Origin of the sequence: Streptomyces sp. Ag109_O5-10 (assembly GCF_900105755.1) — a bacterium.
Classification (GTDB): Bacteria; Actinomycetota; Actinomycetes; order Streptomycetales; family Streptomycetaceae; genus Streptomyces.
In genome coordinates, this window is the sequence record NZ_FNTQ01000001.1 from 3,951,477 (window position 1) to 3,973,545 (window position 22,069).

Below are 22,069 nucleotides of genomic sequence, written 5' to 3' on the forward strand. Positions count from 1 at the left end.
TCTCCCGCGAACCTCGTCGTGTCCAGCGTCTTCGCCACTCATATCCGTCTCTCCGTTCCTTCGGCGTCCGGATTCCGTCTGCCTGGTCGGCGCTCGTCTTCCGGCTTGACCGCCGAGAGCGATTTCATGATGCCGCTGAACATGTCGAGGTAGGCCGGCCAGTGACCGGGGTCGGTGTCCTGCGTGGTGAAGACGAACAGAGCGGACCCCGGCCCGGTCTGCAACGGCACGCAGAACTGCACCTGCCGGACGGTGGCAGGGACGGGATCACCCAGGCCGAAAAGCGCCCCGGGAACCAGGAGTTCCTGGTCACGTATGCACAGGGCGGCCATGCCGTACGGCAGCATCACGAGCCCGACCTCGGCATCCGGATACAGCTCACTCCACTGCACGGCCGTCCGCTTCGCCGAACTCTGCAGGTCCTGGTGCTCCGGACCCATCGCCGGTGTCTCGAGGAGGACGCACAAGGTCGCCTGGGACAACTCTCCGTCGGGCATCCGCACCAGGCAGCTCGACACGTGCTCGGCACCCGCGGCGATCATTGTCTGGAGGATGTACTCGCCCGACACGATCAGACTGAGCTTCTGCTCCGCCGCAGCGGTGTCGCCGAACGTGACATCGGTGGCCTCCGCCATCCGCAGCATGCGCGCTTCGGGGTCCTCGTCGAGGCCGAACTGGGCAAAGCCCGGCGGTAGTTCGAACCACAGGTCGGGCTCGGCAGCGCCGTCCGTCAAGTCACCGGTCGCTACGACGGCCGTCGTAGGCTCTTCGTGGCCGGCCATCAGTCCGTCAACTCCCAGGCGCCGAGGCCGATGGCGCTGCCGACAGCCACGAGTCCCCCGAACTTGCCGCCGCCGGTTCCCATGGTGGCGTTGCCCACGCCGGTGCCCCAGGTGGCTGCGTCGTACCGACCCGGCGTCGTGTGGTACGCATTGACGGCGGTCGGCGCCGTCCAAGCGAGAGTGGCAGCGGCCTGCACCCCTTCGGTGACAGTCAGAGCGGTACCGCGCGAGACACCGAGCTTCGTGGCGACGGCAATGACGGGCCTGTCGATCACGGCAGCAACCGGGTCGGCGGCCTTCATGATGTTCTTGGCCGTGACACCGGCCGTCTTGAGACCCACACGGGTGCCCGCGACCAGGCCTTCCGCACCTCGTCCCGCCTTGAATCCCGCCATGATCCCCGACTTGGCGGCGCCGACACCTGGCACCATGCCCAGCGCGTCGCCGCCCAGGGTGAGCCAGTTGCCGATGTTCTCTCCGGTCGGCGGCCAGAGTCCGTTCACACCGTAGGACGCCGCGTGCGCGAAGAAGGCGAGAGCGCTCAACCCGATGGCCAGCGGAGCCAGCACCGGACAGAAGATCGCGATCACGCCGACCACGGAAGCGGCCACGGTGATCCAGTCCGCGTGGCTCCTGATCCAGTCTCCGACGTCGGAAAGGAGCTTGCCGACTTCCCCCGGCAGATCGACGAGGGCCTTGCCCAAGCCTTCAAGGGCGTTGCCCAGCCTGTCCCAGATACCGGGCTCGTTCGGTGCGATGTCCATCGCGGCCTTCAAGCGCCCCGCGATCTCATTGCCGTATGTGTGGTAGTCACCAGACATCCGGTGTCCCTGGCGGCGCAGTTCCTCCAGCTCTGCTTCCTTGGCGCTCACGGCGCCCTTGGCGTTCTGGACCTGCGTCTTGTGATCCTCCTTGTCCCTGTCGTCGGCCGAACCGCTCTCGGCGTGGTCGAGGCGGCTCACCTTGTCCTTCGCGCTGCCCAGTTGTCCGTGGACTTCGGCCGCACGGCCCTCCAGTCTCACGGCGTCCTTCTGCTTGCGCTCCATGTACGCCGCCCAGTCCTCCAAAGCTCCTGCCGCCTTGGCGAAGGAGTCACGGGCGTCGTCCATCCGCGGCCGGAAGTCGTCGTCGAACCTTTCCCGGAAGGCCTCGGCTGCCTTGCCCTTCCACTCGCCGACACCGGTGCCGTGCAGCACCTGGCAGATCTCCTCGAGCGCCTTCGCCGTCCTGCGGACCGTCCTTGCCACGTCGTCGGCCACGGTGTGATCGCCCGGGCAGGGCAGGAACCCCAACGCCGGAAAGTCCTCGATCCTCGCCTCAGCCATGGCTACTTCGCACCCTGCCTCTTGCTGGTCTCGGCGAGTTCGTGGTCCAGCTTCTCGAAGGACTCCTTCACTTTGAGCAGCATCTCGGACGCCTTCTCCGAGAACTTGGTCAACTGCTTGATCCCGTACGACCACTCCTCCCCGAAGTGATCCATCCGCTGAGCGAGTTCGGGCACCCCCATAGATTCCCCGGTCACCTGCGTCATCTCCCGACCGGGCTTCTTCATGAGCCCCGCTATGTGGTCGAGGTTGTGCCGCACGCGGTTCAGCACCGCGTAGTCAGCCGACAAGTCACTCATCTAGCCCCCGTTACCTTCCGTGCTTGGATCATCCGCAAGAGCAAAGATCCTAAGGCCGAGGGAGAGCGGGCGCGACAGGGGCTCAGGGCAACGGAGACATGAAGCCCGCGCTGAACAAATTCACGAACGATCCCCATTCCACAGGACGCAAAAACAACCAAGGCAACTCAAAGGAAAGGTTTGCTTCTCCCTTCCAGTGGCCCGCATGCAGCGCGTACGCGACCGCACCCGTCACGTCCCCGCCCCACGACGCCGACGGGCCGCCCATCCGCGCACGAAGACACAACCCAGCCATGCCGATGGGCGATTTGGGCATATTGGTCGGTTTTTCCCACATGCCACACAGGTTCGCGCTGGCGAAACCGTGAACCCCGCCGATAGCGTCTGCATCCTTGCCGAACTTCATTCTCACGGGGAGTCCACAGTGAAGCGCCGCACCTTGCTCGCCACGGCCGCGCTCGCCGCCTCCGCAGCCCTGCTTCTGGCGGCTTGCAGCGGCGGAGACGGGGGTTCAAAAGCCAACGACAAGATTGCCGGGGCCGACAGTGGCGGTACGAAAGCGTCCGCTTCGCCGACTGCGAGCGCCGCGGCCGACAGGCCCAAGGTCACGCTGCCGAACGACCTGACCGACACCTTCGAAAGCTGGAAGACCGGCGACACGACCAAGGACGCCGTCCTCGGTGACGTGGCCCGGCGGATCGACGCGACCAACTACGCCATCGCGCAGGGCGATCCCGAGCTGCCGGCACTCAGCTTCTACTACAGCGGCGGGGCACTGGCGGACGCGAAGGACTGGGTCGAGTCCATCGCGAAGGATGGTTACTCGATCACCGGCGTCAACCGCTACTACAGCGCCAAGATCGATGTATTCGACTCGGCGTCGGCGGGTGTCGCGTACTGCGAGGACCAGAGCAAGGCCTTCGCGAAGGTCCGCAAGTCAGGCAAGGTCATCAAGACGGCAGTGAACGACGACTCATACGTCGTTTACACAACTCGTCTCGAAAAGAACAAGCAAGGCGTATGGCAGACGACAAAACTCACTTCACAGAGGGGCAGCAAGTCGTGCACGCCGTGACCTCCTGCAGCCGATTCGCCGTGGCGGGGCTGCTCTCAGGAGTTTTTGTTCTCGCCGTCGCGGGAACGGCGTCCGCGACCTGGCCGCCGAGCGAAGGTTCTCAGGGCAACACCAAGCAGAGCGGCAGCTCCAACGCAGGCACGCTCGTTTCCAGGGTGACCTATTCCGGTTCGGTGCGCTCGAGCGGCAGCGATGCCACCGTGCAGCCCGTCATCGACTGGACCCCGCCCGCCTGCTGGTACGAACCCCGCTCGGTGGCGGAGTTCAAGGACTATGTCGAGACGATGTACACGGACACGATCAACACTCCGGGCCAGGCCAACTACGCCAAGGCCGCGGTCGGTCAGTTCCGTGACATCTACAAGGACGGCAAGTACAAGAACTACAACGAGGACAAGGCCGACGAGGGGAACTGGTGGGTCGCGGTCCAGAACCCCGACCGCATGGACGACCCGGCCAGCTGGGAATGCAGCGACCTCCCCTTCTGGGTGGCGAACAACGACGACCCCGGGGTCCCTCAGGCCGTCACCCCGAAGATCCTCGCCGAGGCCGCTTACGATGCTATTCAGCTGCCCGGCACCAAGGTGACTCTCGCGCCGGCGAATGTCACCAAGGTCAACCTCTCCACGTGGGCGTGGCTGGACAAGGCCACGTTCAAGGAGGTCTCGGTCACCGCTTCGCTGAATGTCGGCGGCCTCAACATCCAGGCGACGACCACTGCCAAGCCCGTCTCTCTGAAACTCGAGCCGGGTACCAGCGACGCAGAGACCTATCCGACCTCCGGCGTGTGCACCCTGAACGCCGACAAGTCGATCGGTGAGCCGTACGCCAAGGGCAAGGCCGATCAGACTCCACCCTGCGGCATCAAATACCTGCGCTCGTCCGGCAGTGGCAGCTTCCAGCTGAAGGCGACCATCACCTGGCAGATCACCTGGTCCGGAACGGGGGACCCGGGCGGCAACCTGCCGTCCGGCACCTTCGGAACGACACAGGACGTCAAGGTGCAGGAAGTCCAGGCTGTGAACCGCTGACGAGACGCGAGCGGCCGGCAAGGTTGTAGCCGACGAATCCCAAAGCCATCTGAAGAGGCCGAGCGGCACATGCGCGGCCTCTTCAGATGTTCGGTTCGTTCTCTCCCCGAGCGTCAGCAAGCACCCACCGACGCGCTGCGCATCGCCGAGTCCCGAGGCCTTCGCCTGGTCGTACCGCAAGATGAGGAGGATCGCGAAGGCGGCGCCCACGGACAGGCAAGGCGCAACGCAGGGAGCGAACTACGGTCGTAGCCACGACGCTTCGAGGGAGTTGCCGGTCATGACGGCCCACGCCGCCGAACGACACCGACTACCCGTCCCTGACCGACGCGCTCCGGCTTCTCGGCTCCACCGACCACTGCTCCCGCCTCACGGAGTCGCCACCTGCGTGTCGTCCATGCGCCTGGTTTGCGAACACGGAGCGCGGGAGGCGCTCGAACCGGTGGCCCTCAGAGGATCCATCGCAACGACTCCGCGATCGAGTCGCAGAGCCTGCGCATGGGTCCAGTCACTCCGCTGAGCGGCACCGCGAACGCGAGGGCCAGGTAGCCGACGCCGCCCGGCATCTGTACGTACAGGTCCAGTGTCGTAGGACCGACAACTCGCACCGCCTCCCCCGCCGGAAGGGCTACGCTCGAGACCTCTACCGCAGCCGGGTTCTGCCGCTGCTTCGCCTCGAGCAACTCCCGGAGGTCCTGGGGAGTCAGCCCCCCGGGCCGAGGAAGCAAGGAGACGATGAGCGAAGCAGGCAGGATGCGGCCGTCTTCCAGCTCCGGTCTCAGGAAGAACTCCAGCGCACCGGCCCTGACCCCGGCCTCAGCGGTGTTCCGCAGGGTCGCCCAGGTCTCCTGCTTGATCTCCGCCGGTACGTTCTTTCCGTCGGCCTGGTGGTCCACGAACGTCTTCAGCTGGGCACGCCAGCGTTCCTGGGTGAGGTCGATACGGAACCAGTCCCGGGGGACCAGGAGCCGGTAGTCCCTGGGGGGTGCCGTGGCGTCGGGCTCCGTGGTCATGCGGGCATCACCATCGGTTTGCCCGACTCGTTGAACAGGCGGACGCTCTTGACGACACCGGCGAACATGGCCGAGAAGACGTCCCAGGCCTGGGGCGTGGGTGTGCCCATCTCCAGGACCAGGACGGTTCCGTTGCTCAGCGGTATCTGGACCTGGATGAAGGAGGTCACCACCGGTTCGTCGACTCCGGAGGCGGTGAGGCTGCCGGGCAGGCTCCCCTTCCGGGTGCCGATGCAGGACACGGCCGGACCGCAGGGCAACTTGATCTCGCTGACCTGGCCCATGTCGAGGTGACGCATCGTCGAGCCCAGGAAGGCGACGGGGCGAGTGCCGGCCCTCGCATCCAGGTCGATCATGCTGACGGTGACCGTCGCCGTGCACCGATCCCCCTCCACCTCCGTCATGACAAAGCCGGAGTAGTGGATCCCTGCCTCGGCGAAGGAGTCGTAGTGCGCGGCGACCATGACCGCCCACTCCAATTGCACCTCGAAGGTGGCCTCCGGCATCACGGCTCGGGCCAGTTCGACGAGTTGCTCGGCCGTCTCGTCCAGGCTCTCCGCGTCCATCGGGATCTCGAAGAACCCCTCCGGCATGATCCAGCGGACATCGATGCCCGGGCCACCGAGCGAACCTTGAACATTCTCTTCAGCTGTTACGGCGCTCACGACAGGCCTTCTTCGTCGACGGTTTCTGCTTCGTCCACCTCGGGACGGAACGTGGCCGCGAATGGATACGAGCCGTAGTGCGGATAGTGAGCGGGTACATCTGCCCCGCCTTTGCGCGCGAGATGCGCCAGCTCCCGGTAGGCACGCGCGCGGGCCCGGAGGTTCTGGCGAACAGGGTTCCCCCAATGCAGAGCGGCAGTGCGGAAGAAGACAGCGAGCAGGAGCAGTACGACTGCGCAGGCCGCGGCCGCGTAGACGAGTCGGGCCGTACCCGACTCCCAGAACTGAACCGCGCCGCCCCAGTACACCGCCGTGCCGAACCCGACGAGCGCAAGCGGGACACCGATCTTGAACCCCGCGTTGAACAGCGCGACCTCATCCTCGTGCCGGAGCCGGAGCATATGAAGGACCCCCCGATCGTCGAGGAAGTCGAAGCGGAGTTCATTGCCCGACCGCTCTGCGAAGGCCTTGGCGGCCGGGATGGCGGCAATCACCTCACCTGGGACAAGCCGTGTGGCCTCTGCTCCCCTACGGCCGACGAATTCCCACTCGCCGAGGTCGGTCGAGTCGCTCACTTGGATCACCCTCCTTTTGCGCGGTTCACGTGGCCTTCAGAGCGCCTATGCAGCCAGCGCCGCGTGGAACGGCTTCGGCGAAGGCTGAGGCGACGGCGACGGGGTCGGTGTGGACTTGGTGGGTTCCGGCTCCTGGTAGCCGGTGGTCCCGCCGTTCTCTCCGCTGAACATCCTGTGGAGCGCGCTCGCGAGACCGTTGCCCTTGATGACGCCGGTGATCTGCTTTCCGGCGATGGGGACGAATTTTTCAGGAAGACCGGCGATGTTGAGCCGCTGCCCGAGTTTGAGACCTTGACCGAGGACCTTGTTCGTCAAGGTGACGCTTAGGCCATTGAGGAAGTTGTGCCCGACTCCGGCAAGAGCACCAGCCCCCACTTCACCCAAGGTCCCTGCTCTGAAGAGGGCCGTGAGCTTTCCCATGCCCCTGAGTCCAGAGAGAGCCTTGAAGCCCTTGAGCGCACCGAGCCCGGGAAGGACTCCCAGAAAGTCGGTGCCGAGCTTGAGCCAGTTGACCTTTCCACCGCGCACCGTCATGTCGTAGGCGTGCCCTGCCAGCGCCGCCGCACTGGTGAGCACCGCGAGGGTGGCGAAGACGGGAACCAGGAACTGCAACGGTGGGATGAATGCGCAGACGACTGCCAGAACGGACAGGATCGCGGAGATATTGGAGAACGTGTCGGCCCAGTCAGCGAGCCAGTTCATGAATCCGCCCGGGTCGCGCACGGCGTCGTGGTGAACCACATCCTTGATATGGCGGGCGGCACGGTCTCCGGCGTCGTCGAATATGTCCCTCGCGTCCTTGACTTCCTTGCGCGCCTGGCCGATGCGGTGCAGAGCCTCGTCGCGCTTCTTCTCCCAGCGCTCGTACTCGGGCTTTTCCGCCTCGGGTATCTCGCTGACGAGGTAGCGGTCCGTGAACCTCTTCACTTCCCGGTCGGCAAGGTCGTGATCGGACTTGGCCTCACGGTAATCAGCCAGAGCCTTGTCGGCCTTCTTCTGAGCCCGATGCAACTCGCTGGCGAATTCCGTCGATTCGCCTTCGGCCACCCTGGTACCCACGGCCTTGGACGCCTCATCGTATCGCTCGAACGCCTTCTTGAGCCGGTCTCCGGCGCCGTCGGCAATCTCGTTGAAGGCCCGGCCGGCGTCGCTGTCCCAGCCCTCGACCGAGGACAGTGCCTTGATCACCCGCGCCTGTTCGTCGATCATGTCGGCCATCTGCCGCAACTTCCGCCCGAGGGCGGCGACTTCGTCAGGGTCACCGGGGGTGGGATCCTCGTCCCACAGCGGCGGCCAATCACTGGATCGCCTACTCACTTCTTGCCCTTCCCCGTGTTCTCGGCAATCGCCTTGGCCAACTCGTGGTCGATCTCTTCGTACTTCTGGGCCGCGGCGCCGGTGTAATCGGCCAGCTTCTTGAGTTCCTTCGACAGTTTCTTGCGCGTCTTCTTCCAGGTGGTACTGAACTCGTCGAAGGCGTCTTTCAGTCCACCGTGCCCAAGCTCGTCCTCGTAACCGTCCGAAGGGTTCCCGTGCTGGTCGAACTCATTGTGGAGCCTGCCCAGTGTTCGAGAGCACCCCTTGATCATGTCGAGGTCGTACCTGATTCTGTCGGCCATTGAAAAATCCCCCATCATGGACATGAGACACTGCCGCGAGGCTTCCTCCGGCGAACTACAGGGAAGGTGGAACGGGTTTGTCCACGAGTACCGACCACACCGTGCGGGACCGGCTCGGCGTCACGCCCGACGCAGCGGTCTGGTGCACGATCGGCAAGATCCCGGAACCGCCTGTCGAAGTGCACCGGGCGGCCGGCTCGGGGCCCTTGGGTCCCGCCTTCATCACGCCGCTGGGCATGCTCGGAGTCGCGCTGGGCACGCCCTTGCTCCTCATCGGCAAACTGTTCGGTCTCCTCGGCGCGGGTGAGGAGGCCCTCCAGCGGATGCTGTCGACGACCGGCGAACAAGAGCGTCACCGCGCCGCGAAGCTCGAAAAGAGGCAGCGTGACAAGGCCGTCGTCGAGCTCGGCCTCGACAAGACCTTCGACGGCGACTGGAACGGGGCGGCCGGCCGCCTCCTCCTGCAGTGGTACAGCCATTCCTCCCACCACCAACGCCTTGTCGCACTCGCCGGGGACCGCATCCTGCTGGCCGCTCCGCCCAAGCGCGTGTCGATCCGCCGCGACGCCCTCATGCAGGTCGTCGCCGAGATACCCACCGAAGAAGCCGTCCTTGCGGACCCCCTCCTCGCCTTCAAAGTCAGGAACGAGAAGCTGGTCCTGCGTTTCAAGGACGGATCGTGGCTCACTCTGACCACCGTGCAGTGGGACAGCGAACTGCACACGTACTTGAAGCGCCATCAGCAGCCGGGCGAGGCCCGGGCCACCGAAGCCTGACAGCCAAGTGCGACGGAGCACAGCATGTGCTCCGTCGCACCCAGTCGTTCAGCGAGCTCGGACTTTACTAACCCTTGGCCTGCTTCGCCAGCGAGTCGTCCAGCTGTTCGTACGCTTCCTTGGCCTTCTTCAGGAAGTCGGACAGCCCGTGCAGGCCCTGGATCGTCTTCGTCGCGCCCTTGGTGAAGTCCTTCATGGAGTCGTCGTACGCTCCCGAGGCCTTCTGGGTGGTGAAGCCGTTCTCCACCAGGGCGGAGACGCGCTTCTCGACGTTCTTGATCTTGTCCTCAAGCTCGTGCATGTCCTTGATCAGGTCGCCAGCGACCTTCTCCATCTCGGCATATGTGAGATCCGTGTCTTTGCCGGCCATGACGGCTCCCTCCCGTTCGTGTGGCCTCAGGGCCTTCCCCCGTGGCACCGTTCGCGCGGATCCTTGGCCATGACATGGCCGTCCGCACGAGCAAAGATCCTACGGGGGTGACGCGTGCGACCGCACGGGCCTTGTGCGGCGGAATCGTGAAGCGCACATATCCCGTTGCACCCGGGAAAGAGCGGGCGGCTAAGGTCACTTCCACTGTGTTGGGTGCTCTAGGTGTGTGGGGGGACGGAACGTGCGCCTGAGTCTGACCGTCGTCGACCCGGTCGGCGGTGCCAGCGCCGACGTGGTGCTCGACGCGGATCCCGAGTCGACCGTAGGGGACGTCGCGAGGGAGCTGGCCCGGCAGGTCGGTCTGGGGTATCCGGACCCCGGTGCGGGCGGCGCCCAGGTCATCCCCATCGGCGCGCACCGCCAACAGGCCGCGGCCGTCCAGGTGTCCGGGCCGCTCGCCTACGTCGACGGGTACGCCCTCGACCCCGCCGCCACCGTCGTCGGCTCGCCGCTGCGGGACGGCGTCGTCGTCAGTCTGCACGATCCCGCCGGGTGTCTGCTCGGTGAGCCCACCGGCATCGTCGAGTTCCGGGTCGCGGGCGGTCCGGCCGCCGGCGCCGTGCACCGGCTCGGGGTCGGGCGGTACGACATCGGCACCGGGCCCGCCTCCCACCTCCGCGTCGAGGACCCCGAACTGCCCGCCCGCGCCGCCACCCTGACCATCGCCATCGACGGCACCTGCAAAGTCGCGATACACACCGAAGACGCCCGGCTGGACGGGGAACCGGTGCAGAGCGACGGCGACTGGCCCCTCGACTCGCAGCTCGCCCTCGGCAACACCCTTCTGGAGATCACCGGGTACTCCCCGCCCAACGCCGCCCTGAAGTGGTCCGACGACGGTGCCGGGCTCGACTACAACCGGCCCCCGCGGCTGCGTCCCGCCGACCGGCAGACGCACTTCTCGCTGCCCAACCCGCTCGGCGACTACGAGGCCCGGCCGCTGCCCTGGCTGATGGCGCTGCTGCCGCTGGTCGGCGCGGTCGTCTCCGTGATGATGTTCGGGCGCTGGTACTACCTGATCATGGCGCTGATGAGCCCGCTCATGCTCTTCGGCAACTACTTCATGGACAAGAAGCACGGCAGGAAGTCCCACGCCAAGCAGCTCAAGGAGTACAAGGAACACAAGCAGCGGATCGAGGCGGAAGCCCAGGAGGCGCTGGTCGCGGAGCGGTCCGAGCGGCGGGCCGCGGTGCCGGACCCCGCCGCGGTGCTGACGTACGGCACGGGGCCGCGGACGCGGTTGTGGGAGCGGCGGCGGACCGACGCCGACCATCTGCTGATCCGGTTCGGCACCGGGCGCGTGCCCTCCGAGGTCGAGCTGGACGACCCCGAGCAGGACGAGCACAAGCGCAAGGTCCGCTGGTACATCGAGGACGCCCCGGTCGGTCTTTCGCTGCGCGACCTCGGGGTGATCGGCGTCGCCGGGCCCGGCGATTCGGCGCACGCGCTGGGGCGTTGGGCCGTCGCCCAGACCGCCGTCCTGCACAGCCCCATGGACGTGCAGTTCTACGTCCTCACCGACAACGACGCCGGTGACCGGTGGGACTGGGTGCGCTGGCTGCCGCACGCCCGGCCGGCCGGCGGGCAGGACGTGAACGTCCTGATCGGCACCGACTCCGAGACCGTCGGCGCCCGCGTCGGCGAGCTCACCCAGCTCCTCGACGGCCGGCAGAAGGCCCTGCAGAAGGGCGGGCGGAGCAAGACGGACGGCCCCGCGTTCTCCGACCCCGACATCGTCGTCGTGTGGGACGGGTCGCGGCGGCTGCGGTCCATGCCCGGTGTCGTACGGCTGCTGAAGGAGGGGCCGGGCGTCGCCATCCGGTCCATCTGCCTCGACGAGGAGGAGCGGTTCCTGCCCGGGGAGTGCCAGGGGGTCGTGGTCGCCGAGCCGCGGTCCGGCAAGGAGGCCGCGCAAGCGGCGCCCGTGGCGCAGCAGGCCGTCGGCGGCTTTCCGTCCTTCCAGGCCTGGCATCCGCAGAGCGGCGGCGCCGGTGAGGAACAGGCGGCGGAGGAGCTGGAGTTGCGGCTGCGCGTCGAGCAGAGCGGGGCGCTGCGCAAGCTGAACGTGCGGCCCGACTTCGTCTCCGCCGCCTGGTGCGCACGGCTCGCCCGCTCGCTCTCCCCGCTGCGCGACATCAGCGGCGAGAGCGAGGACTCGGCCCTGCCCGCCGCCAGCCGGTTGCTCGACGTGCTCCAGCTGGAGCCGCCCACGCAGGACGCGATCGCCGCGCGCTGGCGGATGGGCGGGCAGTCGACGATGGCGGTCATCGGGGAGTCGTACGACGGCCCGTTCGGCATCGACCTGCGGCGCGACGGGCCGCACGGCCTCATCGCCGGTACCACCGGTTCCGGCAAGTCCGAGCTGCTGCAGACCATCGTGGCCGCGCTGGCCGTCGCCAACACCCCGGAGAACATGACGTTCGTGCTCGTCGACTACAAGGGTGGCTCGGCGTTCAAGGACTGCGTGAAGCTGCCGCACACCGTGGGCATGGTCACCGACCTCGACGCCCACCTCGTGGAGCGGGCCCTGGAGTCGCTGGGGGCGGAGCTCAAGCGGCGTGAGCACATCCTCGCCGCCGCCGATGCCAAGGACATCGAGGACTACCAGGACCTCGTCAGAAGAGACCCCTCCCGTTCCCCGGTACCCCGACTCCTCATCGTCATCGACGAGTTCGCGTCGATGGTGCGCGATCTGCCCGACTTCGTCACGGGGCTTGTCAATATCGCCCAGCGCGGGCGGTCCCTCGGGATCCACCTGCTGCTCGCCACCCAGCGGCCCTCCGGTGTCGTGTCCCCCGAGATCCGCGCCAACACCAACCTCCGGATCGCGCTGCGCGTGACCGACGCCGGTGAGTCGACCGACGTCATCGACGCGCCCGACGCCGGGCACATCGCGAAGAGCACGCCGGGACGGGCGTACGTCCGGCTCGGGCACGCCTCGCTGATCCCCTTCCAGTCGGGTCGGGTCGGCGGACGGCGGCCGGGCGCCGCGGATCCGGCCACGCTCGCGCCCTGGGCCGGGGCGCTGTCCTGGCAGGACCTCGGGCGGGCCGCGCTGCGCAAGCCGAAGTCCGAGGCGAAGGAGGACGACGAGATCACCGACCTGAAGGTGCTCGTCGACGCCGTCCGCGAGGCCAACACCGCCCTGCGGATCCCCGCCCAGCACTCGCCGTGGCTGCCCGCCCTCGACGACACGCTGCTGCTCGACGAGGTGCCGGCCGTGCAGGCGCAGGGCGCGCTGCCCGCCGCCCCGTACGGTGTCGAGGACCTGCCCGCCGACCAGGCCCGCCGCGCGGTCGCCGTCGACTTCGCGACCTTCGGGCACCTCATCATCGCGGGCGCCCCGCGCACCGGACGCTCCCAGGTGCTGCGCACCATCGCCGGTTCGCTGGCCCGCACCAACTCCTGCGCGGACGTGCACCTGTACGGCATCGACTGCGGCAACGGCGCGCTGAACGCGCTGACCCGGCTGCCGCACTGCGGTGCCGTCGTCGGCCGCAACCAGACCGAGCGGGTGGAACGGCTCATGGCGCGCCTCTCCGGTGAGCTGAGCCGTCGTCAGGAGCTGCTCGCCGACCAGGGGGTCGCGGACATCGGCGAGCAGCGGGCGGCCGTACCGGAGGCGGAACGGCTGCCGCACATCGTGCTGCTCCTGGACCGCTGGGAAGGCTGGCTGCCCACCCTCGGCGAGCTGAACCACGGCGATCTCACCGACCAGATCATGGTGATGATGCGGGAGGGCGCGAGCGTCGGCATCCATCTCGTCCTCACCGGCGACCGGCAGATCCTGGCCGGCCGGATCTCCTCCCTGACCGAGGACAAGTACGGTCTGCGCCTCGCCGACCGCGCCGACTTCTCGATGCTGGACATCAACTCCCGCAAGGTTCCCGAGGAGATCCCGCCCGGCCGCGCCTTCCGCAGCGAGACGGCCGCCGAGACGCAGTTCGCGCTGCTCTCCGCGGACACCACCGGCCAGGGGCAGAACGCGGCGATCGTCGCGATCGGCGAGGCGGCCGAGGCCCGCGACGCCCAGGTGCCGCGCTCCCTGCGCCCGTTCCGGGTGGACGTGCTGCCCAGCCGGATCTCCTTCGAGGACGCCTGGGCGATGCGCACCCCGGCCGCGGCGGCCTCCCCGCTGTGGGCCCTGGTGGGTGTCGGCGGCGACGAACTCACCGCCTTCGGACCGGACCTGGCGCAGGGCGTACCCGCCTTCGTGATCGGCGGGCCCGCCAAGTCCGGCCGGTCCACCGCCCTGTTGGGCTTCGCCCGCTCCTATCTCGCCAACGGTGTGCGGATCGTCGTCGCCGCGCCCCGGCAGTCGCCGCTGCGTGAGCTCGACGGGCAGGAAGGCGTGCTGAAGGTCTTCACCGGCCGGGACGTGGACGAGGACGAGCTGACGGAGGTGCTGTCGTCGGCGTCTCCGGCCGAGCCCGTCGTCGTGCTGGTCGACGACGCCGAGGTGCTGGACGACTGCGACGCCGAGGACGTCTTCAAGCGGATCGTGGAGCGCGGCACCGAGGAGGGCCTCGCCGTCGTCATCGCCGGTGACGAGGACGAGATCTGCGACGGCTTCTCGGGCTGGCAGGTCGACGCCAAGAAGGCCCGCCGGGGCATCCTGCTCTCCCCTCAGGAGTCCGGCTCCGGCGAGCTGATCGGCATCCGGACCACCCGGGCCATGGTGGGCGGCCCGATCCAGCCGGGCAAGGGCATGCTGCACCTGGGCAGCGGGGAGCACGTCACGGTGACGACCCCTCAGTAACCGTACGGCGGGGGCGAGGAGGGTCTCAGTTCCTGGCCTCAGCCTCTCGCCTCAGCTCCTCGCCCCAGTTCCTCGCCTCAGTCCGCCGTCCTCGACATCACCGCCACCGGGTTCCCCTCCTCCGAGCTGTCCGACGTGTAGACCAGGTCGCCGTCGCTCGGGGTCAGGTAGACGGTGTTCGTGCCGGGGTCGCAGCCGTCGTGGTTGCCCTCGGCGCCGGTCGAGGAGGCGACGAGCCGGGCCGCCGTCACCGACCGCAGGGTGAGGACGTCCGTGCAGACCCCGCCCAGCTGGTCGGTCTGCCGCAGGCGCCCCAGCTCGTGGCCGACCGCCGTCTGTTCGACGGTGATCCGGAAGGTGCCGATGGGCAGGTTGCCGGACAGGGCGGTGGCCGAACCCTGCCAGGTGCCGAGATAGGCGGCCGGGATCTGCCCGCCGGCGGAGGGGGAGGACGCGGACGTCGAGGGCGGCTTGGCGGCGGCGCCCGAGTCTCCGCCCGCCCCGTCGCCGCCGGACCCCAGGAACGGCTTCACCAGGAACCCCACCCCGACGGTGACCACCGCCAGCGCCGCGGCCACCGCGAGCGCGACCGTGCAGCTCACCCGGCGCCCGCGCCCGCCCGCGCCCGGTACGGCGGTCGCGGCGACGCTCACGGACACCTTGCCGGGCTTCCCGGGCTTCCCGTCCCGCGCGGGCAGGGCATCCCGCGGCTCCGGTACGACGGCGGGTACGGTCTCGGGCGGCGCCGCCTGCCCCGGTACGGCCACGGGCGGCACCGTCGGCGGCGGCGGTCCGAACTCCCCCACCACCGAAGGGGTGCTGAACTCCACCGGCCCGGACGCCGGTACCGCGGCCGGCACGGCCTCCGCGGCCTCCAGGTTGAGCACCTCCACCGCGCTCCGGCTCACCCGCTCCACCAGCGCCCCCGGCAGCCACCCGCCGGCCACCAGCCGTGCGGCCCCCTCGGGAGCCAGCCGCCGGGCCACCTCCGCCGGGGCCGGCCGCCGCCCCGGCTCCTTCACCAGGCAGGCCTCGGCCACCTCCCGCAGCTCACCGCCGAGCGAACCGAGTTCGGGCTCCTCGTGGACGACCTTGTAGAGAAGCGCGGCCGAGGAGTCCCCGGGGAACGGCGGCGTCCCGTTGGCCGCGTACGCCAGCACCGCGCCGAGGGAGAAGACGTCCGCGGCGCCCGTGGCGCCCCTGCCGAGGATCTGCTCCGGGGACATGTATCCGGGCGAGCCGATCGACACCCCCGACGACGTCAGGGACGCCGTGCCGTCCGTGGCGCGGGCGATGCCGAAGTCGATGAGGAGCGGCCCGTCGAGGGTCAGCAGCACGTTCGACGGCTTCACGTCCCGGTGCACGAGACCCAGTTCGTGCACCGCCACCAGCGCCTCGGCGAGACCGGCGCCGAGCGCCCGCACCGTGTGGGCGGGCAGTGGGCCGCCGTCGGTCACGGCGGCCGTCAGGGAGGGACCTGCCGCGTAGGCGGTGGCGACCCAGGGCACGGGGGCGTCCGGGTCGGCGTCCAGGACGGAGGCCGTCCAGGCGCCGCCGACCCGCCGGGCGGCCTGCACCTCGCGGCGGAAGCGGGCGCGGAACTCCTCGTCCAGCGCGAAGTGCGGGTGCACGATCTTGACGGCGACGGAGCGGCCGCCGGCCGAACGGCCCAGATAGACGCGGCCCATGCCGCCGGAGCCGAGCCGGCCGAGCAGCCGGTACGGCCCGACGGCCGTGGGTTCGTCGCCCGCGAGCGGCAGCATGCGCCCTCACCCCCCAGAGAGTTCGGCAGCAGCCTATTCGCTCCGCGGGCCCGGCAGTTCCTCAGCCGCGGGCCCGGCAGTTCCCCAGCCGCGGGCCCGGCAGTTCCCCAGCCGCGGGCCCGGCAGTTCCCCAGCCGCGGGCCCGGCAGTTCCCCAGCCGCGGGCCCGGCAGTTCCCCAGCCGCGGGCCCGGCAGTTCCCCAGCCGCGGGCCCGGCAGTTCCCCAGCCGCGGGCCCGGCAGTTCCCCAGCCGCGGGCCCGGTGGGGGCTGGTGGGGGCTGGTCGCGCGGTTCCCCGCGCCCCTTATGGGGCGCTCCTCTTGCGGGGCGCTGTCACGGCGTCAGCAGTTCGACCCGCACGTCCGCCGCGAACCCGGTCGTGGGGCCCACCCGGCGGGCGAACTCCGTCACCGCCGCCAGCTGGGGCGGGCCGAAGCTGAAGTCGAGGGTGGTGAAGTACTGGGCGAGGGTGGCCTCGTCGAAGGCCTCCCAGCGGGCGGCCTGTTCGGCGACCTTGCCGACCTCCTCCAGGGAGAGGTTGCGGGAGTCGAGGAAGGCGCCGTGCACCTCACGGGTGAGGTGCGGCTCGCGCTCCAGGTAGTCCCGGCGTGCCGCCCACACCGCGAAGACGAACGGCAGGCCCGTCCACTCCTTCCACAGCGCGCCGAGGTCGTGGACCTCAAGGCCGTAGCGCGGCCCGTCCAGCAGGTTGGCGCGCAGGGCCGCGTCGCCGATCAGTACCGCCGCGTCCGCCTCCTGCATCATCAGGCTCAGGTCGGGCGGGCAGGTGTAGTAGTCGGGCTGGACGCCGTAGCGGTCGGCGAGCAGCAGCTGGGCCAGGCGGACCGAGGTGCGGGAGGTGGAGCCGAGGGCGACCCGGCGGCCGTCCAGCTGGTCCAGCGGCACCTGCGAGACGATCACGCAGGACATCACCGGGCCGTCGCAGCCGACGGCGATGTCCGGGAAGGCGACCAGGTCGTCGGCGTTGCGCAGGAATTCGACGAGCGTGATGGGGCCGATGTCGAGGTCGCCGCGCACCAGCTGCTCGCTGAGCTTCTCAGGGGTGTCCTTGGTCAGCTCGAAGTCGAGGAGGGTGCCGGTTCTCGCGAGCCCCCAGTAGAGGGGCAGGCAGTTCAGGAACTGGATGTGGCCGACGCGCGGCCGGGTGCGAGAATTGTCCACATCGCGAGACTAGACCCCATGGGGTACGGTGCTGGCACCGCCCCCACCCCTGGTGTCCCGACCGACCCTCCGGTCAACCCGCCCTCGGGGCATTCAAACGTCCGGGTGACGTGATCTTGGCCTCTGTTGCTTTCGGCTGCCCACATGCTAGGCTCGCCGCAAGTTGCAGTTTGGTTTCCCTTGCAGTACAGAGCCTGCGGAGCATGTAACCGCGGGCTCTCGTAGTTTTCAGACATATGCAGTTGTGCGGCACTTAGTTTGTTTTCACACTTGCAGGTTCTGGAGCAGGGCGACCCTTTGGGCCCAAGGAGGGCTTATGGCTACCGGAACCGTGAAGTGGTTCAACGCCGAAAAGGGCTTTGGATTCATCGCCCAGGAAGGCGGCGGCCCCGACGTCTTCGTCCACTACTCCGCGATCAACGCCAGCGGGTTCCGCTCCCTGGAGGAGAACCAGCAGGTGAGCTTCGACGTCACGCAGGGCCCGAAGGGTCCGCAGGCGGAGAACGTCACCCCCGTCTGATCCCAGACAAACCAAGTCTGATCGCAGACTGAGTGCAGTACCCAAGGAGCCCCGCGCCGTCAGGCGACGGGGCTCCTGCCTTTTCCGTCCCCGCTCACACGTGCTGCATCACCAGCACGAACGTGGTGCCGGGCGCCAACGCCTCGTACAGATGCGGAATATCGCCGCGATACGTCAGATAATCACCGGGGTTCAATTCGACGGTTTCTCCGCGCGGCCCCGCCTTGACCTTCCCGCCGCATACGACGAGGTGCTCGACCGTTCCCGGAATGTGCGGCTCGGACTCCCGCGCCACGCCCGGCTCCATCCGCAGGTGGTAGACGTCCCGGCGGACACCGGGCGGGCTGGACGACAGGAGGGTCGCGGCGAAGTCGGCGCGCTCCGACGCGACCGTGGGCCCCTCCCCCGCCCGGATCACCTGAACGCCGGACACCGGCGGCTCGACCAGCGCGCTGAACGGCACGCCGAGCGCCACCCCCAGCGACCACAGCGTCTCCACGCTCGGGTTGCCGCCGCCCGCCTCCAGCTGGGACAGCGTCGACTTCGCGACACCGGCCCGTTTGGCCAGCTCGGACAGGGAGAGCCCGGCCCGGGCCCGCTCACGCTTCAGCGCTCCGGCGATCCACTCCATGGGAAGCCGGTCCGGCCGGCCGGTTGCCTCGGACATCGCTCTCGTTCGCTCCATCGGTACGCTCGTTCGCCTTGACGAACACCACTCTACGCGTTCATCGTAAAGAACATGCGTTCGCTGAACCGAACAATCGGCACGGCCCGACGGCCCGTCCGGCAGGGGCGGACGGCCTCCCTGGTCCGGGACAGTTCACTCGTCTGGCTGGCCGGCGGGATCGTCGGTGTCTCCTTCGGCGCGGTCAGCGTCGCCGGCGGCCTGCCCTGGTGGGTCCCGGTCCTTATGTCCCTGGTGGTCTACGCCGGATCGGCACAGTTCAGCGCGGTCGGCGTGCTGCTCGCCGGCGGCGGCCCACTGGCGGCCGCGGCCACCGGCCTGCTCCTCAACACCCGCACGGCGGCCTTCGGCCTCGCCGTCGCCGACCTGCTCGGCCCCGGCCGCGCCACTCGCCTGCTCGGCGCCCACCTGGTCACCGACGAGACGGTCGCCTTCGCCCTGGCCCAGCCGGACCCGGCCCGCCGTCGGGCCGCGTTCTGGGTCTCCGGGCTCGGCCTGTTCGCCGCCTGGAACGTGGGGGTGGCGGCCGGGGCCCTCGCGGGCAGCGCCCTCGGCGACACCGGCCGCTACGGCCTGGACGCGGCGTTCCCCGCGGTGCTGGTCGCCCTGGTCCTGCCCGCCCTCCGCGCGGACCGGGGCGTACGGCGCGCGGCCCTGATCGGCGCCGTGATCGCCCTCGCGGTGACCCCTGTCGTCCCGGCCGGGATCCCCGTCCTCCTCGCCCTGCCGGGCCTGTTCACGCTTGCGGGGGTACGACGATGAACGCGACGGTGGTCATGATCCTGGCGCTCGCCGTCGGCACGTACGCCTTCCGCCTGGTGGGCCCGGCGCTGCACGGCCGGGTCGAGATCCCGGCTCGGGTCCGGGAACTGGCGTCGGCGGGGGCGGTCGTGCTCCTGGTCGCCCTGCTGGCCACCGGGGCGCTGACCGAGAGCGGCGGCTTCGCCGGGATCGCCCGCCCGGCCGGGGTGCTGGCGGCGGGCGTACTGGCCTGGCGCAGGGCGCCTTTCGCTGTCGTGGTCCTCGGCGCCGCGGCGGTGACGGCCCTGCTGCGGGCGGCTGGGGTCGGCTAGCGGAACCGCTGTCGGTACCGCCCGCGCCCGGCCGTCGGCACACCCGTACGGCCCCCCGGGTCGCGGGATCCCTGCGGTCACGCACGGGAAACGCCGGCCGGACGGTCCTCAGCAGTGCGGAACAGCACCTGCTGCGGGAATGGCTGGACCGCCTGGCCGACGAGGAGTGAGGCCCGGGTCTACCAGGCCACCGGCAGCTCCAGCGGGAACCGGCGGATGGTGTCGGTGTCCCAGCGGACCTCTTCCGGGCGCACCGCCAGGCGGAGCGTGGGGAAGCGGTCCAGGAGGCGCTCCAGGGCGACCTCCAGTTCGGCCATCGCCAACGGCACCGCGATGCACCGGTGGCCGCCCCAGCCGAAGGTCATGTGGGGTGCGACGGGGCGGTCGGGCACGATCTCGTGGGCATCCGGATAGCGCTCCGGGTCACGGTTGGCCGTCAGGTAGGAGACGTGGACGAAGTCGCCGCGCCGGATGACCACCCCGTCCATCTCGACGTCCTCCAGTGCCACCCGGGGAATGCCCACGCCCTTCCGGAAGGGGATGTACCGGAGCATTTCGTGGATGAAGTCCGTCAGGTCCTTCCGGTGCGCGCGGGCGTACTCCGCCAGCTCCGGGCGGGTCAGCAGCAGGTACACGATGTCGCTGATCTGGCAGGTCGCCGTGTCCTGGCCGCTGAGTGTGAACGTCAGTGCCAGGACGGCCAGTTCCCGGTCGTCGAGCTGGTCCGTGCCGTCCCGCGCCTCGGTGAGCACGCTGATGATGTCCGTACCGGGGTTCTTCCGGCGTTCGGCGACGAGTTCGGTGAAGTAGCCGGTCAGGTCCTCCTTGGCCGCCCGTGCGACGTCCCGGTTGCCCGCGCCGACCACCAGCAGCCGCTGGACCTGCTCCTGCATCCGGGGCCACTCGGCGCGGTCGATGCCCAGCAGGTCCAGGATCGTGTGCTGGGGAAGGGGGTCGGACAGGTACCGGACCAGGTCGGCCGGCTGACCGGCCTCCTCCATCTTGTCCAGCAACTGGTCCGTGAGGAGGCCGATCCGGCCCCGCATCCGGTCCACGTGACGCGGGGTGAAGGCCTGGGTGGCCAGGTGCCTGATCCGGCCGCTGTGCGGCGGGTCCATCACGTTGATCGACTCCGGGGAGACGATCGGCTCGGCCGTCATCCGTGGATAGTCGTACTGGATGATCGCCGCCCGGCTGAACCGGGGGTCCGTGGTCACCTGCTTCACCGACTCGAATCTGGTGACCAGCCAGGCGTCCGAGTCGCCGTACGGCAGCCGGATGGTGCCGAGGGACTCGCGCTCCATGAAGCCGGCCAGGTCCGGATCGAAGTCGAGGGCCTCGCTGAAACCGAAGGGACAGTTGATCGCCTGCACGTTCTTCTCCTTCGTCGGTCGGCCGCTCAGTGGAACGGCACGACGTTGGTTGCGTGGACGGCGGCGCGCAGGTCCTTCGCGAGCCGCACGGCGTCGCCGATCGCCCAGTAGTGGAGGAAGAACAGGCGCGGCTCGTCCGTCAGGTTGTGGTGGTGGAGCTCGACGATGCCGACCCCGCCCTTGCGCAGCAGCTTCAGGACCGGCTGGACCTCGTCCGCGGTCATCACGAAGTCACCGTTGATCGCGGCCCTTCCCCGGCCGAGCGGCTGGAAGTTGATGGTGGTCACCGAGCCGAGGCCGGCCGGCAGGATCATGCCGCCGTCCACGATCTGCTCCGCGCGCGCCCAGACGCTCTTGTAGACGCCCTCGTCCTGGGAGCCCTTGCTGCCGAAGGCGTCGTCGATGCCCTTGGTGTCCAGGTCGAGCGTCGGGGTGGTGGGCGGCCGGTCGAGCGGGGTGCCGGTGCGGTCGAAGGCCTTGCGCAGTCCCCTGGCGACGTACACCGGGTCGTGACTGTGGGCGTGCAGGTGCAGCCACCACAGGGCGGGCTGGTGGGAGAGCAGATGCTTGTGAACGGCGTTGATGGCGATGTCGTGCTCGAGGAGCGCGTCGGTGAAGCCGTCCAGTTCGTGCTCGGTGACCACCGCGTCGCCCATCAGCAGATGGCTGCCGTCCTTGTAGCGGACGAAGGCGGTGTGGGTGCCGAGGGCCAGCGCGGTCTCGATCCGCACGCCGCGGGAGACCACCTTGAGGTCCCGGCGGGGCAGACCGGTGTGGTACATGTACCGCTTCATGTCGCCCGGCCGGCCCAGGGCCTTGGTCACGTCCGCCCAGTCGGCGAGCTGGGTCAGCTCGGGTTCGACGAGGGTGCGCGGGTGCCCGTGGGAGAGGGCGCGCGCGGGTGGGATCGCCGCGCCCGCGAGAACGGGGGCCACGGCACCCGCGGCGAGGACGCGGCGACGGGTGGTGGCCGGTCTGGGGTGGGTTTCCTGCTGCCGGTCGTCAGCCATGAGGCACCTCCTGGCGCGATGGAATCACGGGACCTGGGCAGGTCCCGTGATTTCATCGCACCAGTGGGGCCAGGTGGACTAACGCAAATCACCTGGCACGGAGGCGGACCACTCCG

General features: G+C 69.1%; 22 protein-coding genes. 7 read left to right on the forward strand and 15 right to left on the reverse strand.

The window, feature by feature from the left end; genetic code table 11:
- Nucleotides 1–38: 38 nt before the first annotated feature.
- The 4 genes from BLW82_RS18080 to BLW82_RS43940 all read right to left on the reverse strand — a co-directional run bounded on the left by BLW82_RS18080 (nucleotide 39) and on the right by BLW82_RS43940 (nucleotide 2,812).
- Nucleotides 39–734: a hypothetical protein gene (locus tag BLW82_RS18080; protein WP_143063682.1), complete on the reverse strand. Its 696-nt coding sequence runs from the start codon at nucleotides 732–734 to the stop codon at nucleotides 39–41.
- Between the two features lie 47 nt (nucleotides 735–781).
- Complete coding sequence (locus BLW82_RS18085; protein ID WP_143063683.1) at nucleotides 782–2,041, reverse strand: putative T7SS-secreted protein; 1,260 nt, start codon at nucleotides 2,039–2,041, stop codon at nucleotides 782–784.
- A 68-nt stretch (nucleotides 2,042–2,109) separates the two neighbouring features.
- A complete protein-coding gene (locus BLW82_RS18090; protein ID WP_093499778.1) occupies nucleotides 2,110–2,406 on the reverse strand; it encodes a hypothetical protein in 297 nt (98 codons plus the stop codon).
- 82 nt (nucleotides 2,407–2,488) lie between these two features.
- Nucleotides 2,489–2,812, reverse strand: coding sequence for a hypothetical protein (locus BLW82_RS43940; protein ID WP_143063684.1), 324 nt, complete (start codon nucleotides 2,810–2,812; stop codon nucleotides 2,489–2,491).
- 18 nt (nucleotides 2,813–2,830) lie between these two features.
- Here BLW82_RS43940 and BLW82_RS18095 point away from each other — a divergent pair, with 18 nt between their 5' ends.
- Nucleotides 2,831–3,481: a hypothetical protein gene (locus BLW82_RS18095; protein WP_093499779.1), complete on the forward strand. Its 651-nt coding sequence runs from the start codon at nucleotides 2,831–2,833 to the stop codon at nucleotides 3,479–3,481.
- Entirely contained in the window at nucleotides 3,427–4,512 is a 1,086-nt protein-coding gene (locus tag BLW82_RS18100) for a hypothetical protein (protein WP_256215854.1), read from the forward strand. The genes BLW82_RS18095 and BLW82_RS18100 overlap by 55 nt, the downstream gene beginning before the upstream one ends.
- A 449-nt stretch (nucleotides 4,513–4,961) precedes the next feature.
- Here the strand turns inward: BLW82_RS18100 and BLW82_RS18105 are convergent, their stop codons facing one another.
- From BLW82_RS18105 to BLW82_RS18125, 5 genes are read right to left on the reverse strand one after another with little or no spacing between them, the layout of a single operon-like run.
- Entirely contained in the window at nucleotides 4,962–5,525 is a 564-nt protein-coding gene (locus tag BLW82_RS18105) for a hypothetical protein (RefSeq protein WP_093499781.1), read from the reverse strand.
- Nucleotides 5,522–6,190: a hypothetical protein gene (locus BLW82_RS18110; RefSeq protein ID WP_093499782.1), complete on the reverse strand. Its 669-nt coding sequence runs from the start codon at nucleotides 6,188–6,190 to the stop codon at nucleotides 5,522–5,524. Before BLW82_RS18110 ends, BLW82_RS18105 begins: the two co-directional genes overlap by 4 nt.
- Nucleotides 6,187–6,765, reverse strand: coding sequence for a hypothetical protein (locus tag BLW82_RS18115; RefSeq protein ID WP_256215855.1), 579 nt, complete (start codon nucleotides 6,763–6,765; stop codon nucleotides 6,187–6,189). The genes BLW82_RS18110 and BLW82_RS18115 overlap by 4 nt, the downstream gene beginning before the upstream one ends.
- A 45-nt stretch (nucleotides 6,766–6,810) precedes the next feature.
- Nucleotides 6,811–8,082, reverse strand: a complete 1,272-nt coding sequence (locus BLW82_RS18120; protein WP_093499783.1) for a putative T7SS-secreted protein — start codon at nucleotides 8,080–8,082, stop codon at nucleotides 6,811–6,813.
- On the reverse strand, nucleotides 8,079–8,384 hold the full coding sequence (locus BLW82_RS18125) for a type VII secretion target (protein ID WP_093499784.1): 306 nt from the start codon (nucleotides 8,382–8,384) through the stop codon (nucleotides 8,079–8,081). The genes BLW82_RS18120 and BLW82_RS18125 overlap by 4 nt, the downstream gene beginning before the upstream one ends.
- Nucleotides 8,385–8,485: 101 nt before the next feature.
- Here BLW82_RS18125 and BLW82_RS18130 point away from each other — a divergent pair, with 101 nt between their 5' ends.
- Nucleotides 8,486–9,160, forward strand: coding sequence for a hypothetical protein (locus tag BLW82_RS18130; protein ID WP_256215857.1), 675 nt, complete (start codon nucleotides 8,486–8,488; stop codon nucleotides 9,158–9,160).
- Nucleotides 9,161–9,227: 67 nt separating this feature from the next.
- Here BLW82_RS18130 and BLW82_RS18135 read toward each other — a convergent pair whose 3' ends face one another.
- The gene (locus BLW82_RS18135) at nucleotides 9,228–9,530 is read right to left on the reverse strand and encodes a WXG100 family type VII secretion target (RefSeq protein ID WP_093499785.1); all 303 of its coding nucleotides are present in this window, start codon (nucleotides 9,528–9,530) and stop codon (nucleotides 9,228–9,230) included.
- Between the two features lie 241 nt (nucleotides 9,531–9,771).
- On the opposite strand from BLW82_RS18135, the gene BLW82_RS18140 reads away from it, so the two are divergent.
- Complete coding sequence (locus tag BLW82_RS18140) at nucleotides 9,772–14,349, forward strand: FtsK/SpoIIIE domain-containing protein (RefSeq protein ID WP_093499786.1); 4,578 nt, start codon at nucleotides 9,772–9,774, stop codon at nucleotides 14,347–14,349.
- Nucleotides 14,350–14,426: 77 nt separating this feature from the next.
- Here BLW82_RS18140 and BLW82_RS18145 read toward each other — a convergent pair whose 3' ends face one another.
- Together BLW82_RS18145 and BLW82_RS18150 are read right to left on the reverse strand one after the other, a co-directional pair.
- Complete coding sequence (locus BLW82_RS18145) at nucleotides 14,427–16,112, reverse strand: serine/threonine-protein kinase (RefSeq protein WP_093499787.1); 1,686 nt, start codon at nucleotides 16,110–16,112, stop codon at nucleotides 14,427–14,429.
- Nucleotides 16,113–16,443: 331 nt separating this feature from the next.
- Nucleotides 16,444–17,292, reverse strand: coding sequence for a menaquinone biosynthetic enzyme MqnA/MqnD family protein (locus BLW82_RS18150; protein WP_093499788.1), 849 nt, complete (start codon nucleotides 17,290–17,292; stop codon nucleotides 16,444–16,446).
- A 316-nt stretch (nucleotides 17,293–17,608) separates the two neighbouring features.
- Here BLW82_RS18150 and BLW82_RS18155 point away from each other — a divergent pair, with 316 nt between their 5' ends.
- The gene (locus BLW82_RS18155; protein ID WP_003992177.1) at nucleotides 17,609–17,812 is read left to right on the forward strand and encodes a cold-shock protein; all 204 of its coding nucleotides are present in this window, start codon (nucleotides 17,609–17,611) and stop codon (nucleotides 17,810–17,812) included.
- A gap of 94 nt (nucleotides 17,813–17,906) precedes the next feature.
- On the opposite strand, the gene BLW82_RS18160 is transcribed toward BLW82_RS18155, so the two are convergent.
- A complete protein-coding gene (locus BLW82_RS18160) occupies nucleotides 17,907–18,479 on the reverse strand; it encodes a helix-turn-helix domain-containing protein (RefSeq protein ID WP_093499790.1) in 573 nt (190 codons plus the stop codon).
- Between the two features lie 72 nt (nucleotides 18,480–18,551).
- On the opposite strand from BLW82_RS18160, the gene BLW82_RS18165 reads away from it, so the two are divergent.
- Together BLW82_RS18165 and BLW82_RS18170 are read left to right on the forward strand one after the other, a co-directional pair.
- Nucleotides 18,552–19,259 (forward strand): AzlC family ABC transporter permease, encoded by a 708-nt coding sequence (locus BLW82_RS18165; RefSeq protein ID WP_093499792.1) that lies wholly within the window; start codon nucleotides 18,552–18,554, stop codon nucleotides 19,257–19,259.
- Nucleotides 19,256–19,570 carry an AzlD domain-containing protein gene (locus BLW82_RS18170; protein ID WP_093499794.1) on the forward strand — a complete coding sequence of 105 codons (315 nt, stop codon included), beginning with the start codon at nucleotides 19,256–19,258 and terminating at the stop codon, nucleotides 19,568–19,570. The genes BLW82_RS18165 and BLW82_RS18170 overlap by 4 nt, the downstream gene beginning before the upstream one ends.
- A gap of 179 nt (nucleotides 19,571–19,749) precedes the next feature.
- On the opposite strand, the gene BLW82_RS18175 is transcribed toward BLW82_RS18170, so the two are convergent.
- Entirely contained in the window at nucleotides 19,750–20,943 is a 1,194-nt protein-coding gene (locus tag BLW82_RS18175) for a cytochrome P450 (RefSeq protein ID WP_256215858.1), read from the reverse strand.
- 26 nt (nucleotides 20,944–20,969) lie between these two features.
- The gene (locus tag BLW82_RS18180) at nucleotides 20,970–21,953 is read right to left on the reverse strand and encodes a DUF1259 domain-containing protein (protein WP_093499796.1); all 984 of its coding nucleotides are present in this window, start codon (nucleotides 21,951–21,953) and stop codon (nucleotides 20,970–20,972) included.
- Between the last annotated feature and the right edge of the window lie 116 nt (nucleotides 21,954–22,069).